Here is a 15223-nt window from a genome sequence, read left to right on the forward strand (position 1 = left end):
CCCTGTTGCTAAGGCTTCGCGAAGAAGGCGAAGGCGTCAGCGAGCGCGCGGCTGCGCAGGCGGGCATCGTCGATGCTCTTACCGGCCTCAACGGCCCGCCAAGCCTCGCGGATGCTGGCAACGCCCTCGCTCGGCCCGCCGGGATGAGCCATGATGCCGCCGCCCGCCATGAAGAGAAGATCGGACGTGTTCACCGCGCAAAAAGTCTGCTCCACGGTTCCGGCCCACTGGCCCGACGAAAACGCAGGCATGACGCGGTCATCCGCATCGCAAAGCGCCGTCAGGCAATCCTTCGCGCTGTCCACCACTTCTTCGTCCGCCTGCGCGAACTTTCCGCTAAGGCCGTGCACATGCATGTGGTCGACGCCTGCCAGACGCCAGAGTGTCTGATAGGCCTGGAAGCCGATGCCGAGCGCGGGATGACGCGAGAATGCGCCGTAACCGTTGCGATGGCCGTGGATCACGAGATCGGTGCTGCGCCGGAGGGTCTCGATGGCGGAGAAGCCGCACCAGTTCAAGCTCGCCATGACACAGCTTCCGCCCTCCTTCGCCACCAGATCCGCATGCCTGCGCATGGCATCCGTCTCGTCGGTGATGTTGAAAGCGACCATGACATGCTTGCCGGTCCGATCCCGATGTCGGCGCACCGCAGCCATGACGGCGGGGATGCGAGCCGACAGGGGCGCATGGACTGGGTTGGCGGCGATCTCGTCATCCTTGATGAAATCGAGCCCGGCGACGCAGAGGCGCTCGACCAAAGACGCGATCTCGTCGGCACGCAGGCCGACATTCGGCTTGATGATCGAGCCGACGAGCGCGCCGTGAGCCACACCGGTCAGGCGGCGCGTTCCCGCAATGCCCTGCCTGGGCAATGCGTAAGCCTTCCGGTAGGAGCCGGGCAGCTTAAGGGCCTCGAGTCGAAGGCCGGTCACTTCGCCGAGGTCAAAAAGATTGCCGGCCACGGTCGCCGCGAGCGTCGCGAGATTGACGCCGACATTCACTACCGGAAAGCGCACCACCACCTCGCCGCGGCGAGAGGGAGCGGACACCTCCTTGCGGTCGAGCCAAGCGCTGCGGATCGAGGGCTGCGCGACCTCACCCAGGTCCCTGATTGCGACGACCTTCGCGCGCGCCCGCTCGCGCAACTCGTCTGTTTCGCCCTCGACGCGGGTGAAGGTTCCGCAGGATTGCTCGCCAGCCATGACCTCGGCCACGTTTTCCAGCGGCAGAGGCGTTTCGATCAGGTAGGTCGCCTCGTAATGCGCATCCGACATGACGGGTCTCAGAGCTGGGAGAGATCAGGGAACGGGCGGACGGGATCGCGCCCGTCCCAGCCTTCCGAGGCCTCCCTGATGAGCTGGAACATCTTGCCTTTCGGCCCCGCCACCTCGGAGAGCTCGATCACGGTGCCAGGATGGTACTCTGTATCGAAATAGACGAAGCGGCCGCGCTCGCCGACCTCGCCGCTCATCACGGGGACGAAGCCCTGCTTCATCAACCGTTCGAGATCCGCATCGTAAGTCTCGGTCCAGTAGGCGACATGCTGCAGGCCGCGATGGCCGGCCTGCTTGAAGTCGCGATACATGGAAGGCGCATCGTTGCGGGTTTGAATCAGCTCGATCTGCAGTGGACCAGAATTGGCGAGCGCCACTGAGTTATGCGGCCGGTAGCTCTCGCCCCGATAGGTGTAGTTCACGATCGGCACCTGCTCCTTGTAGAAGAACGGGCCGACGCCGAGAACGCGTGACCAATAATCCATGGCGGCCTCGATGTCGTCGACAACGTAGCCCGCCTGCCTGATCTCTCCGAGAAACCGGCTCATATCCTACCTGCAGCTTTGATGAAGGCGCGGCGTCCTGAACCGCGCCTGGGGAAAGAAGGGATCCGGTGCGATTCGCCGGATCCCGCGACATTCATCAGGCGAGCGTGCCGACCACGCTCTCGAGATGGCCCCAAGCTTCGGGGCCGAACTTCTGCTTCCATTCCTTGTAGAAGCCGGCCTCGCGCAGCTTCCCACGGAAGCTGTCCGTGTCGCATTGGTTGAAGGCCAGTCCCTTGCTCTGAAGATCTGCCTGCACGGAATCGTTGAGCGTCTTGATGTCCTCGCGCTGCTTCAAGCCCGCCTCGTTGATGGCGCGGGAGACGATCTCCTGCACATCCGCCGGCATGCCGGACCATTGACGGCCGTTGGCGATGAACCAGTAGCCGTCCCAGATATGGTTCGTGAGCGCGCAGGAGGCCTGCACCTCGTAGAGCTTCGCCACCTGGATGATCGGCAGCGGGTTTTCCTGCGCATCGACCACCTTGGTCTGCAGGGCGGTGTAGACCTCGCTGAACTGCAGGCTCGCCGGCGCGGCGCCGAGGCCGGAGAACATGGAGATGCTGATCGGGCTCACCGGAACGCGGATCTTCAGGCCCTTCATCGAGTCCGCGCTCTTGATCGGCGCGCCGCTCGTCGTCATCTGGCGGAAGCCGTTGTCCCACATGGTCTCGAGCGCATGCAGCCGGGAATCGGCGATCGCCTTGCGCACGAAGGCGCCGACCGGACCATCCATGGCGGCCCAGACTTGGTTATAGTCCTTGAACGCGAAGCCGACCGCGTTGATCGCGGCGACGGGCACCAGGGTCGCGATCACCAGCGCCGAGGGCGTGAAGAAGGTGAGCGCACCGTTACGCACCTGGGAGAGCATATCCGTGTCGCCGCCGAGCTGATTGGCGGGGAAGATCAGCATCTCGACGCGGCCGTTCGTCTCCTTCGCGATCCGGTCGGCGGCCTCCTTGGCGCGAATGTTGAGCGGATGGCTCAGCGGCAGGTTGTTGCCGTACCGCAGCGTGATCTCGGCAGCGTGAGCGTAGCGCGGGATCGAAAAGAGGCTGACGGCGGCCGGAGCAGCTCCGATGCCTTTGAGAAGCGTCCTGCGGCTGATGGTCATGGCGTAATTTCTCCCGAAAAGATGGTTTTGCTCTTTCCGAATGGAAAAATCAGTCATATCAATGATGCGGTCAAATCAAAATTTTGATGGATTTTGATGTAACAACATGAGCATTCTCTTCGACAACGCTACCCTCAACCGACGCGCCACCATCGTGGACATCGCGCGGCTCGCCGATGTCTCGACCGCCACCGTCGACCGTGTTCTCAATGGCCGGCAGGGCGTGAAGGCAGCGACGGTCAAGCGGGTCATGAAGGCCGCGGCGGAACTCGGCTATGTGGACGAGAGTGACGAGCGGATCCGGGACGTGCGCCCGCTCGCGCAGATCTCGTTCATCCTTCCCCAAGGCACCAACCGCTACATCACCATGCTCGGCCGCATGATCAACGAGATGGCGCCGCAGCTCGAGCGCTTCTCGATCAAGCCCAATGTCGAGTATATCGCCAGCTTCAATCCCGACCTGCTCGCGAAGACGCTGCACCGTCACGCCAAGCATGCGGACGGCATTGCCTTCATGGCCATCGAGCACCCCATGGTGCGCGAGGCCGTAAACCGCATCACGGCCGCAGGCACGCCGGTCGTGACGCTGATCTCCGATGTGGCGAGTCCGACGCGCACCGCCTATTTCGGTCTCGACAACCGCGCCGCCGGGCGCATGGCGGGCTATCTTCTCGCACGCTTCATCAGCAGACGTCCCGCGAAGGTTGCGATGATTGCAGGCAGCCTCAGCTACCGCGCCCATGGCGAGCGCGAGATGGGCTTTCTCGACATCCTGCAGGAGCTTTACCCCGACATCGAGGTAGTCGGCCTGCGCGAGGGACATGACGACGAGGGGCTCAACTACCGCCAGATGCGAGCGCTCCTCTCCCACCATCCCGATCTCGACGGCATCTACAATATCGGCGGCGGAGCCTCCGGTATCGGCCGCGCGCTGAAAGATGCGCGACGCGAGAAAAATGTGGTCTTCGTCGGCCACGGGCTGACGAGCGACACTCGCGAGTTCCTTCTCGACGGTACGATGGATGCCGTCATCACCCAGAGCGCGGAAGACACCATCGCGAAATGCGCAGCCCTGTTCCGCGACCTGCGCGAAGGGCACAAGTTCAGCCCGCCCGACCCCATGCGGGTCGAAGTCGTCTTCCGGGAAAATCTGCCCTGACGGCGCATATTCACATCAACGAAGAACAAAATTGCAGAGACATTCTGGAGACGGAGGAGACAATGACCATGGCAACAGAGAGCATCGCCGTCGGCGAAATCGAGGACATGCCGACCGGCCTCAAGAGCGGGTCGTCGTTCCTCAAGCCCATCGAGATGATTGCCTCCGCCATCCTGGTGGCGATCATCGGCCTGCTCCTGATGGGCGTAACGTCGCGCTATGTTCTCTCACTTCCAATCGTGTGGATCGATGAGGCGGCCGCCTTCTGCTTCCTCTGGCTCGCCATGCTCGGCGCCGTCATCGCCATCGACCGCAACGAACATCTTCGCCTGACCCTGTTCCTGCACATGTTTCCGAAAAAACTGCGCGGCTTCTTTGCTGCATTGGGACCGCTTCTCGTCGCGGTCTTTCTGCTCGGCATGCTGTGGCCAGCCATCGATTACGTGATCGAGGAATCCTACATCACCTCGGCTGCGCTCAATATTCCCATGAGCTGGCGCGTCGCCGCGCTTCCGGTCGGTATCGGCCTGATGGCGCTTCTGGCGCTCAGGGAGACGGCGCGTGCCGCCAAGCCCACGGAAATCGTCGCAGCGACGGTCGTGATCGCTGCGGCTGGCGCGCTGCTATGGCTTGTCTCTCCTTCCCTGCCCTCCCTCGGACATATCAACATCCTGATCTTCCTCGTCGGCTTCGTTGCGTTCTTCCTCGCCATCGGCGTGCCAATCGCCTTCTGCTTCGGCCTCGGCGCACTCACCTTCCTCACCTTCACCAGCTCCGTTCCGACCATGGTGATGATCGGGCGCATCGACGAGGGCATGTCGAGCCTCATCCTGCTCTCGGTTCCGATCTTCGTTCTGCTCGGCTGCATTCTCGACGCCACAGGTATGGGCAGGGCCATCGTCGAGTTTCTCGCTTCGCTGCTCGGTCACGTGAAGGCGGGCATGTCCTATGTGCTTCTCGGCTCGCTCTTCCTCGTCTCGGGCATTTCCGGCTCCAAGGTGTCGGACATGGCGACCGTCGCACCGGCACTCTTTCCGGAAATGAAGCGGCGCGGCCATAAGCCGAAGGAGATGATCGCGCTGCTGGCGACCGGCGCCGCCATGGCGGATACGGTGCCACCCTCCATCGTGCTGATCGTGCTAGGCTCGGTCGCCGGCGTCTCCATCGCGGGCCTGTTCACCTCCGGTTTCGTCATCGCCATGGTGCTGCTCGTCGGCCTCGCCATCCTCGCGCGCTGGAAGGCGCGCCGCGAGGTGATGGACGGGATCCGGCGGGCCCCCTTGAGTGCTGTCGGCAAGGCGCTGGCGGTCGCAGCCCCGGCGCTCGTGCTGCCCTTCCTGATCCGCAGCGCGGTCGGCGGCGGCGTCGCGACGGCGACGGAAGTGTCCACCATCGCCGTGCTCTACGCCATGATCATCGGCATGGTGCTCTATGGCGGCATCCGGCCGGCTAAGATCTACGACATGCTCGTCGAGACGGCGGCCCTCTCGGGTGCGATCCTCGTCATCCTTGGCACGGCTTCGGCCATGGCCTGGGCGCTGACGCAGACCGGCTTCGCCTTCAAGATGGCGGCGCTGGTCACCGACCTTCCGGGCGGCTGGGTCACCTACATGCTGGTGACGACCGCAGTCTTCATGGTACTCGGCTGCGTGCTCGAAGGACTTCCTGCCATCGTGCTGATGGCGCCGATCATGTTCCCGATCGCCAAGAATCTCGGCATCAACGACATCCATTATTCCATGGTGGTCGTCACCGCCATGAATGTGGGCCTGATGGCACCGCCCATCGGCATTGGCTTCTACATTGCGTGCAAGATCGGCAACGTCTCGCCGGACGAGGCCATGGGCGCGATCTGGCCCTATATCGGCGCACTCTTCGTCGGCCTTCTCGTCATCGCCATGATCCCGGCTTTGTCGATCGCCTATCTCTAAGCAATCACGTGCCGCCGCCCTGCGGCGGCACGATGCTGTTGCGTCAGACCTGGATCGTTCCGATGGAGTTGCGTTCCACGAGCGGGCATTCGAGCGTGACGGGCCTGTGCTTCTTCCCCGGAGCGCTTGCCTCGGTGAGAGACAGCAGGTGCTCGACGGCCCAGCGGCCCATTTCCTCGTGCGGGACGAGAACGGTGGTGAGCGGCGGCGGCAGATAGCGCGCGAAGGAATCGTCGTCGAATCCGACGACGGAAACATCCTCGGGGATGCGCAGGCCGATTTCCCTTAAAGCCTCGTAGGCGCCGAGCGCCATGCGGTCGCTCGCGCAGAAGATCGCGGTCGGCGGCTGATCGAGCGCCATGAGCGCCCGCGTCTGGTCGTAGGCATCGCTGAGCAGCCAATTGCCCGGCCTGACAAGCGTGGCATCGAACGGCACGTTCCAGGCCACGAGGGCCTCGCGATAGCCGCGCAAGCGTTCGCGGGCCGCCAGCATATAGGCCTCGCCGTTGATGAAGGCGATGCGTCGATGCCCTGCCTCGAGCAGCGCCTCGGTCGCCGTGCGTGCGCCATCGGCATGGCCCGGCAGCACGGCCGGCATTCGCCCGTCCGCCGTGCGGCAGTTCAGGAGAACCGTCGGAATGGCGCGCAGGCGTTCGGGCGGATTGACCTGCCGCGTCGCGGTCGCCGCATAGATGACCCCCGCCGTTGGCTGAGCGAGCAGGAGGTCGAGCGCAGCCTCCTCGATTGCGGGATCCCCACGCGTGGTGATGACGGTGAGAATGCACTCGTTCTGCCAGGCGACCTCGCGTGCGCCGAGAATGTCGGCGGCAGCCAGCGGGTTCGTCGATACTTCGTCGAGGAGCATGATGATCGACCGCAGCGAACTGCCCGAGACAACGCGCCTGCCGATACGGTAACCGAGCTCATCCGCTGCGGCGAGCACACGAAGCCGTGTAGCGGCGGATATGCGGACATCCCCTACGCCGTTCATGACGAGAGAGACGGTCGCCTGCGAGACGCCGGCCGACTTCGCCACATCCGCCATGGTCGGGCGCCTGTCCACCTTCAGCGTTTTATCCGTCCGGCGCGCCATCCGTCCCCACCACCTTAACAATATTCACTTTCGCCCTTGCCAGGTCTGACCACCACACATATTCTGCTAAAAAAATAACTAAAACACATTAGCGGCCCGATCAGGGAACCGCAATTGGAGGAACGCCGATGACCGAAGACCTGAAGCCAGTTTCACCGGCCGCTCTCGGGCCGGACCTCACCCGCCGCGCATTCCTCTACGGAACTGTCGCGGCCGGAGCCGTCGGCGCGGCAGGAGGCCCGGCCTTCGCACAGGCCGCCAAGACCATCGAATGGTGGGATCAGTTCGCCCCGCTCGTGCCGCTGCATCAAAAGATCTGGGAGGAGTTCTCCGCCAAGAACCCGGGTGTGAAGATCGCCTACACCCAGATGAATCCGGCCGACATGATGCAGGCCCTGCAGCTTGCCTTCCGCAGCAAGCGCGCGCCCGACATCCACTCCATCCTGACCTCCGATCTGAGCGTCACCAACCAGCTTTCGAAGGCAGGATGGTTTTCGCCGCTCGATGCCAGCTTCAACGCGGATACGCCGTTTCTCAAGGAGGCTCTGCTCGAGGGCATGACCGTCTTCAACGGTAAGGCCTACAGCTTTCCAATCTTCAGCTTCCGCCAGCATGAGACCAGCCTGTGGTGGACGAAGCCCTTCATGGAGCAGGCCGGCATCGATCCGGCCGCGGGTCCGAAGACCTGGGACGAGATGCGCAAGGCTGCTCAGGCCATGACGAAGGGGCGGACATACGGCCTCATTCTGCCGCTGCAATTTACCAACCGCATGGCAAATCACGTGCTTGATCTGGCGCAGGTTGCAGGCGCACCCGGCCGCTTCGACTGGCGGACCGGTGCCTATCCCTTCGGCTCGGAGCCGTTCGTCCAGGCGGTCGAGTTCCTCCTCTCCTTCCAACGCGACGGCAGCCTGCATCCGGCCTCGTCCTCCCTCGACGCCAGGCAGGGCCGTGCCCGCTGGGCTGCCGGAGAAGCAGGCATGTTCTTCGACGGTCCGTGGAACAGCGGCGTGGTCAAAGGCAGCTTCGCCCAAGTGCTCGATACGCTGGGCGCCGCATCGATCCCGCTGCCTTCGTCCGGCCAGCCCGCTTTCACCTATCATACACCGCCAAGCGGCGAGTTCTGGATCTCGAGCCAGTGCGAGGATCCGGCCATCGCCACCAAGATCCTGCAGCTCTTCACGACCGACGCTTACTATGTCGGCCTCGCCGAGCGCATGGACCAGCCGCCGCTCGACCTGAGCGCGGTCGACCGCGCCAATGTGCACCCGACCTACAAGACGGTGGTGGAAGGCTTCAAGAAAGTCGTTCGCCTTGCACCAGAGCCACTGATCAAGAATCCGAACGTGGCCCAGGTCTATGCCGAGATGAAGCCGGTGACGCCGGGCGTCGGCGAGATCGTCCAGGGCGCTATGGGCGGGGCGGTCTCCAACGTGAAGGCAACGCTGCAGCAATATGCGGACAAGCTGACTGCGGAACGGGACCGCGCCATCAAGGTGGTCAAGGACAAGGGCGTCCAGGTCAGCCTCGACGATTGGGTTTTCCCCAACTGGAAGCAGGGGGAAGACTACACGGCCAGCCACTACAAGACTTGAGGCCATCCGATGGCCATGGGACAAGGCGCAGCCCCGGCCTCGGCCGGGGCTCGGAAAGACGGCTCAGCGGAGGAGATAGCCAGGCAAGTCTGGCAGAGCCGCTGGCTCTATGTCTTTCTCCTGCCGACCGTCATTCTCTATTCCGCCTATACGATCTGGCCGATCGTCGCGAGCATCCGCTATTCGCTTCTCGACTGGAACGGCTTCGACAGCGATGGCGTCTTCATCGGCCTCGCCAATTACAGCGAGCTCGCGAGCGATCCGCAGTTCTGGAACGCTTTTGGCAACACGCTGATGTTTCTCGTCCTTGCGGTGCCTTTGCGCGTCGGACTGGCGCTGGTGCTGGCGGTGGCGCTGAACGATCCACGCCTGCCCTTCGTGCGGGTCATGCGGACGGCTTTGTTCCTCCCCGTCGTGACCACGGGCGCCATCGTCGGCGTCGTGATGCGCTTCGTTCTCGATCCGACCGGCGGACCGATCAACGTGGCACTCCTCGATTCCGGACTTCTCGAGCGTCCGGTCAATTTCCTAGGCCAGGCAAGCCTCGCGCTCTACAGCGCCGTCGCGATCTGGGTGTGGAAGTGGCTCGGCGTCACGCTCATCTACTGGCTTGCCGCCCTGCAGACGATCCCGAAGGATCTCTATGAGGCCGCCAGCATCGACGGCGCCGGGCATGTCGAGCAGTTCCGGTATGTGACGGTCCCACTGCTGGTGCCGTTCCTGATCATCATCACGCTGCTCACGGCGGTCGAAGCGACGAACGTGTTCGATCTCCTGCTGACCCTCACCGGGGGTGGGCCGTTCTACGCCACCGAGGTGATCGACATCTTCGTCTACCGGCAGGCCTTCGCCGCCAACATTCCGCGACTGGGATACGCCTCCGCCGCGGCCCTGTTCTTCGGCGCCTGCATCGTTCTCCTGGCCGCTCTGCAAATGGCCGTCAGATGGCAGCTGCGTCGCAGGGCGGGAGAAGCGCGATGATGGCGTCGGAACGTAAAACTATCCGCCTGCGCTGGGGCACACTCCTGATCGCCGCGCTGCTGGCTCTGCTCTGCCTGCTCTGGGTCTACCCGTTTCTCTGGCTGCTCTCGGCTTCGCTCAAGGAACCGCTCGAGATCTTCAGCAAGGGGCTGAACCTGATTCCGGATAAGGCTCAGTGGGAGAATTATGCACGGGCCTGGTCCACCGCTGGATTCGCGCAATACATGCTCAACACCATCCTGGTGACGGCCGGGACCGTCCTGCTCGTCGTGCTTCATTGCGCCCTGTCCGGCTATGTTCTCGGTCGCTACGACTTCTATGGCAGACGTCTCATCATCGGCATTCTCGGCGCGACCTTCGTCATTCCAGCGGGAATGACGATCATCCCCATCGTCGATCTCACGCAGGATCTCGGTCTGCTCTCCAGCCGCTGGGGCATCATCCTGGCCCTTGCCGGCAGCGGGCAGGCGGCTGGCATCCTGCTCTATGCCGGTTATTTCCAACGCATCCCGAAGGAACTCGAGGAAGCCGCGGTGATCGATGGCGCAAGCTTCTTCACCGTCTTCTTCAAGATCATGCTGCCTCTCGCGGGCCCCGTCACGGCAACGGTCTCCGTGCTGACATTCCTGTTTGCCTGGAACAGCTTCCTCATCCCCCTGGTCTTCACCTTCGGCTCGCCGGAACTGCGGACCCTGGCCGTGGGAATGCTCGCTTTCGTCGGCACCAACGAGACCGACTGGCCCGGCATGGCCGCGGCGGCAACGCTCTCCCTCCTGCCGGTGGTGATCCTGTTCTTCTTCGCTCAACGCTATCTCGTCGAGGGCTTCGCCGGCGCGGTGAAATCCTGACAAACGCCTGGACATGACGATGACACGACCGAACATCCTCTGGATCTGCACCGATCAACAGCGCTGGGACACACTCGGCTGCTACGGCAATTCCTTTGTGCGCACGCCGAACCTGGACAGGCTCGCGGACCGCGGCGTCCTGTTCGAACAGGCCTTCTGCCAGAGCCCCGTCTGCACGCCGAGCCGCGCCAGCATCCTGACCGGCCGTTATCCCCGCACCACGCGCACGCGCCAGAACGGACAGGATATTCCGGAAGACGAGGTGCTCGTCACCAAGCTTCTGGCCGATGCCGGCTACATCTGCGGTTTGGCGGGAAAGCTGCATCTCTCCGCCTGCCATCCCAGCGTGACGCCGGGCATGGAGCGCCGCATCGACGACGGCTATGCGGAATTCCATTGGTCGCACCATCCGGCGATCGCCTATGCGAAGCAGAAGACGAACCACAACTGGCCGACCAACGAGTATAACCTCTGGCTGCTGGAACAGGGCACCGAATACGATCCCAAACCGTTCGGCGAATCCGGACATGTGGAGATCGGCCCACCTGTTGAGCATCATCACACGACCTGGTGCGCCGAGAAGGCTGAAACCTTCATCGAGGCCAATGCCGGCGGAAAGCGCCCCTGGCTCTTCTCCGTCAATTTCTACGATCCGCATCATCCCTTCGATCCGCCGCTCGACTATCTGCAGCGCTATCTCGACCGACTCGACGAGATTCCCGTGCCTGCCTATGTGCCGGGCGAGCTCGACGGAAAGCCGGTCTACCAGACCATCGATCACGAGAAAGCCTATGGCGGCCATGCCGGCTACCCCTTCGACCAGATGAAGGACAAGGACCACAGGCTCGTCACCGCCGCCTACTGGGCGATGTGCGATCTGATCGACGACCAGGTCGGACGACTGATCGATGCGCTCGAGCGCACGGGCCAGCTCGACAACACGATCGTGATCTTCATGTCCGATCATGGTGAGATGCTGGGAGATCACGGCATTTACCTGAAAGGACCGTATTTCTACGAGCCTGCGGTCCATGTCCCGCTCATCATCGCCGGATCGAAAGACCTCATTCGCCAAGGAGAGCGCGTCGCGACGCTCACGGAGCTGACCGACATCGCAGGCACGCTCCTGGATGCGGCAGGCATCGAACGCCATCCCGGCATGCAGGGGCGCACGCTCTGGCCGCTCATCGCGCGCCGCAACGCATCGCCGGGTCCGCTTGGACCGCGAGACGACGTCTATTGCGAGTATTACAACGCCATGCCCTGGCACAAGGGACCCGCACCGCAGGCAACGATGGTTCGGACGGAGCGCTACAAGCTGGTCGCGTTCCACGGCGAGCCGCTCGGAGAGCTCTACGACCTGGAAGCGGATCCCGGCGAAACGATCAATCTCTGGAACGACGAACGCTCTGCCTCGGTGAAGCTCTACATGCTGCAGAAGCTTTGCGACCGGATGGCCTGGACGGTCGATCCTCTGCCCCTGCGGCGGGCGCCCTGGTAGCTGCGCCGATCGTCATCTCACACGCGAAACGGAATTCACCATGACTCTCGCCAAAGACCAATTTCTGGCCCGCGGGGCCGATGACGCCACTACGGGACGGCGTCCTCACCTGTCTCTCGATGGCGCCTGGGACTTCCAAGTCGAAGGCGAAGGCAACTGGCGCATTGCTCGCGTACCGGCCCCCTGGCAGGCCCTCTTCGACGATCTCAGGCATTCAAGCGGAACAGTGATTTACCGCAAACGCTTCTCGGTTCCGGCAGACTGGGCTTCCAGCAACCTCTTTCTGTGCTTCGGTGCCGTCAATCATCTCGCCGAGGTGCATTGCGATAACCGCTTCGTCGGCACGCACGAGGGAGGCTATCTGCCGTTCGAGTTCGATCTCGGTTCCGGTCTCGCCGGCGAGCATGAACTCACAATCCGGGTCGTCCTGCCGTCGAGCGAGGCCAACATCTATCCGGATGCGCCCTTTCACGAAGTCCCGCACGGCAAGCAGAGCTGGTATGGTCCGATCGGCGGCATCTGGCAGTCGGTTCGGCTGGAAGCCCGCGCCGCGCAGCATATCCAGGGCTGCCGCATCACCGCCGATCCGAGAACCGGCATCGTGCACGGCCTTGTCCGGATGTCCGCCGAGGCGGCGGACCGAATCGTCGCCGAGATCGAAGCGCCTTCCGGCGCCGTCATCGCCGAGCAGGTCGCCGCGCCGAGCGGACCGGATCCGACCGAAATTGCCCTTCGCGTCGACGACCCGGACCTGTGGTCGCCCGACGAGCCCAACCTCTATCGACTGAATCTGCGTCTCGTGCGCGACGGCGTGACGGTCGATCAATGGACGGACACCTTCGGCTTCCGGTCGATCGAGACGAAGCACGGTCGCCTGCTTCTCAACGGCCACCCGCTCTATCTTCGCGGCGCTCTCGACCAGGATTACTACCCTGACGGCATCTGCACGCCGCCCTCGCTGGAGTTTCTCGAAGATCAGCTGCTGAAGGCAAAGCAGCTTGGGCTCAACTGCCTTCGCGTGCATATCAAGGTGCCCGATCCGCGCTATTACGAGGTTGCCGATCGCCTCGGCATGCTGATCTGGACCGAGCTTCCGAACTTCGCTTATTTCACACCCGCTGCCGAACGTCGCGCGAGGGAGACGCTCGAAGGCATTCTCGCCCGAGACTTCAACCATCCCTCGATCATCGCGTGGACGATCATCAACGAGGATTGGGGCACGGAGCTGCTTGAGGACAGGGATCACCGGCGTTGGCTCTCCGATATGTACAGCTGGATGAAAGCGCTCGATCCGACCCGCCTCGTGGTCGACAACTCGCCTTGCCAACCGAACTTCCATGTCAGGAGCGACATCAACGACTACCATTATTACCGCTGCCTGCCCGAGCGCCGCGCAGAATGGGACGCGCTGACGAGGGAATTCGCCGGCGCTGCCGCCTGGACCTACAGCCCGCATGGCGACAGCGAACAGACGGGCGAGGAACCGCTCGTCGTCTCCGAGTTCGGCGTCTGGGGCCTGCCGCATCCGGACAAGCTGACGAACGAGGACGGCTCCGAGCCTTGGTGGATGGAGACGGGCCAGATCTGGGGCGACGGATCGGCCTATCCGCACGGGTTGAGGCAGCGCTTCGCCGTGCTGCGGTTCGACCGCGTCTTCGGCACCTTCGAGCGCTTCATCGATGCCACGCAATGGCACCAGTTCGCCAACCTGAAGTATCAGATCGAATCCATGCGCTCGCATGGCTCCATCAGCGGCTACGTGCTCACCGAGTTCACCGATGTGCATTGGGAGGCGAACGGACTCATGGACATGCGCCGCAATCTGCGCGTCTTTCATGAGCGTTTTGCGGAGATCAACGCCGACATCGTCATCATTCCGAAAGTCGACAGGTGGGCGTATTGGAGCGGCGAGACGATCAACATTACCCCGTCGGTCGCGCTGGGCATGGCGAGCCTCGCCTCGGGCGCGACGCTGGAATGGTCGGTCGAAGGCCGGGATGAGCGGGGATGCATCGCCGTCTCCGCCGCCGGTGCAATGGCAGTGCAAGCGCTGGATTCCATTGAGATCCCGCTTCCAGCGGTCTCGGCACCAACGCAGATGCGCATCCTCTTCAGCCTGCGCGATGGCTCCGACGTCGAGCTGGCGCGCAACACTCTCGATGTTTCGGTCTATCCGAGATTGTCGTTTGATCGCCCGGTGCTTGTCTGGTCTCCGCATGAGGATCTTCTGCAGCGCTTCAAGGCGCTCGGCTATGCAGGCGCCTCGGATCGCGAGAGTGCGGATGTCGTGGTCGTGCGGTCCGTCGACGCGGAGGATGTCGAGGCGATCCGCCAGGGTGCCCGCTACCTGATGCTGGCCGGGGACGATCCCGATCAGAAATACCTCCGCCGCGACGAACCGCCGGCGCATCCGCCCTACTTCCGCGATGAGGCCGATCCGGTCGCCGACGGCGGCAGCGTGAACCGCACGCGCCGCCGCGCATCGGGCACGGGACTTTCCGATATCGACCGTCGCTTTCCGACCATCGGCATTCAGCAGCGCAACGGAACCATGTGGCGTGGCGACTGGATCACGAGCTTCAACTGGCTGCGTCGACACAGGGCCTTTGCCACGTTCCCGGGTGGACCGCTGCTCGACCTCTCGTTCGAACGGGTGGTGCCGCATCACGTGCTGACCGGGTTCCGCCCCTGGGAGTACGAAGCGCGCGTTCACGCCGGTGTCTTCGTCGGCTGGGGCCACAAGCCCGCCGCCCTGATCGGAGAACGTCCCTTCGGCAAAGGCAAGATGGTGATGAGTACCTTCCGCCTGACCGCCGACGAGCCCGGCTTCGATCCGGTCGCGTCCCACCTCACGCACGCTCTCTTCACGCTCGCGACGGAGCGGTAAGCGAAAACTCCATTGTCATTCCGGGGCCGCTTAAGCGGAGCCCGGAATCCCTAAGCACGACGTCAGAAGGAAGGGCGAGCCGCGTTTCGTCTCTTTCGGCACTGTCAACGGCTATGGATTCCGGGCTCGCCTGCGGCGCCCCGGAATGACAGCGGAGACGGATCGTGCCTCAATCCCGTCGGAAGATGGCGCTGGCGATCCAGCCGCAGAGGAGGGCAATGGCGGCGGTGGCGAGCCCGTAGGCGAGCGACCAGTCGCGGGCGATGACGCCGATCTGCTCCTCGAAGCCGGTCTT

Annotated in this window: 12 protein-coding genes; 7 read left to right on the plus strand and 5 right to left on the minus strand. The window is 63.4% G+C overall.

Annotated features, from left to right (window positions below; all coding sequences use genetic code 11):
- Positions 1-8 precede the first annotated feature (8 nt).
- From JKL46_RS28480 to JKL46_RS28490, 3 genes are all read right to left on the minus strand, one after another.
- Positions 9-1274, minus strand: a complete 1266-nt coding sequence (locus JKL46_RS28480; RefSeq protein ID WP_201839930.1) for a RuBisCO large subunit C-terminal-like domain-containing protein — start codon at positions 1272-1274, stop codon at positions 9-11.
- Between the two features lie 8 nt (positions 1275-1282).
- The gene (locus JKL46_RS28485) at positions 1283-1822 is read right to left on the minus strand and encodes a VOC family protein (RefSeq protein WP_201839933.1); all 540 of its coding nucleotides are present in this window, start codon (positions 1820-1822) and stop codon (positions 1283-1285) included.
- A gap of 94 nt (positions 1823-1916) precedes the next feature.
- The gene (locus tag JKL46_RS28490; RefSeq protein WP_201839936.1) at positions 1917-2933 is read right to left on the minus strand and encodes a TRAP transporter substrate-binding protein; all 1017 of its coding nucleotides are present in this window, start codon (positions 2931-2933) and stop codon (positions 1917-1919) included.
- Between the two features lie 106 nt (positions 2934-3039).
- Here JKL46_RS28490 and JKL46_RS28495 point away from each other — a divergent pair, with 106 nt between their 5' ends.
- Entirely contained in the window at positions 3040-4092 is a 1053-nt protein-coding gene (locus JKL46_RS28495; RefSeq protein ID WP_201839939.1) for a LacI family DNA-binding transcriptional regulator, read from the plus strand.
- A gap of 62 nt (positions 4093-4154) precedes the next feature.
- The gene (locus JKL46_RS28500) at positions 4155-6023 is read left to right on the plus strand and encodes a TRAP transporter large permease (RefSeq protein ID WP_201839942.1); all 1869 of its coding nucleotides are present in this window, start codon (positions 4155-4157) and stop codon (positions 6021-6023) included.
- 43 nt (positions 6024-6066) lie between these two features.
- Here JKL46_RS28500 and JKL46_RS28505 read toward each other — a convergent pair whose 3' ends face one another.
- The gene (locus tag JKL46_RS28505; RefSeq protein ID WP_201839945.1) at positions 6067-7116 is read right to left on the minus strand and encodes a LacI family DNA-binding transcriptional regulator; all 1050 of its coding nucleotides are present in this window, start codon (positions 7114-7116) and stop codon (positions 6067-6069) included.
- A 128-nt stretch (positions 7117-7244) separates the two neighbouring features.
- Here JKL46_RS28505 and JKL46_RS28510 point away from each other — a divergent pair, with 128 nt between their 5' ends.
- The 5 genes from JKL46_RS28510 to JKL46_RS28530 are packed head-to-tail and all read left to right on the plus strand — an operon-like array spanning position 7245 to position 14928.
- Positions 7245-8711 carry an ABC transporter substrate-binding protein gene (locus JKL46_RS28510; protein WP_201839954.1) on the plus strand — a complete coding sequence of 489 codons (1467 nt, stop codon included), beginning with the start codon at positions 7245-7247 and terminating at the stop codon, positions 8709-8711.
- 9 nt (positions 8712-8720) lie between these two features.
- A complete protein-coding gene (locus JKL46_RS28515) occupies positions 8721-9692 on the plus strand; it encodes a carbohydrate ABC transporter permease (protein ID WP_201839956.1) in 972 nt (323 codons plus the stop codon).
- Positions 9689-10540, plus strand: coding sequence for a carbohydrate ABC transporter permease (locus JKL46_RS28520; RefSeq protein ID WP_201839959.1), 852 nt, complete (start codon positions 9689-9691; stop codon positions 10538-10540). Before JKL46_RS28515 ends, JKL46_RS28520 begins: the two co-directional genes overlap by 4 nt.
- Positions 10541-10559: 19 nt before the next feature.
- Positions 10560-12041, plus strand: a complete 1482-nt coding sequence (locus JKL46_RS28525) for a sulfatase family protein (protein ID WP_201839963.1) — start codon at positions 10560-10562, stop codon at positions 12039-12041.
- Between the two features lie 40 nt (positions 12042-12081).
- Positions 12082-14928, plus strand: coding sequence for a glycoside hydrolase family 2 protein (locus JKL46_RS28530; RefSeq protein ID WP_201839966.1), 2847 nt, complete (start codon positions 12082-12084; stop codon positions 14926-14928).
- A 169-nt stretch (positions 14929-15097) separates the two neighbouring features.
- Here the strand turns inward: JKL46_RS28530 and JKL46_RS28535 are convergent.
- Positions 15098-15223, minus strand: a 126-nt coding sequence (locus JKL46_RS28535) for a TIGR02186 family protein (protein WP_201839969.1), incomplete at its 5' end; no start/stop codon positions are given.

Origin of the sequence: Microvirga zambiensis WSM3693, assembly GCF_016735695.1 — a bacterium.
Classification (GTDB): Bacteria; Pseudomonadota; Alphaproteobacteria; order Rhizobiales; family Beijerinckiaceae; genus Microvirga; species Microvirga zambiensis.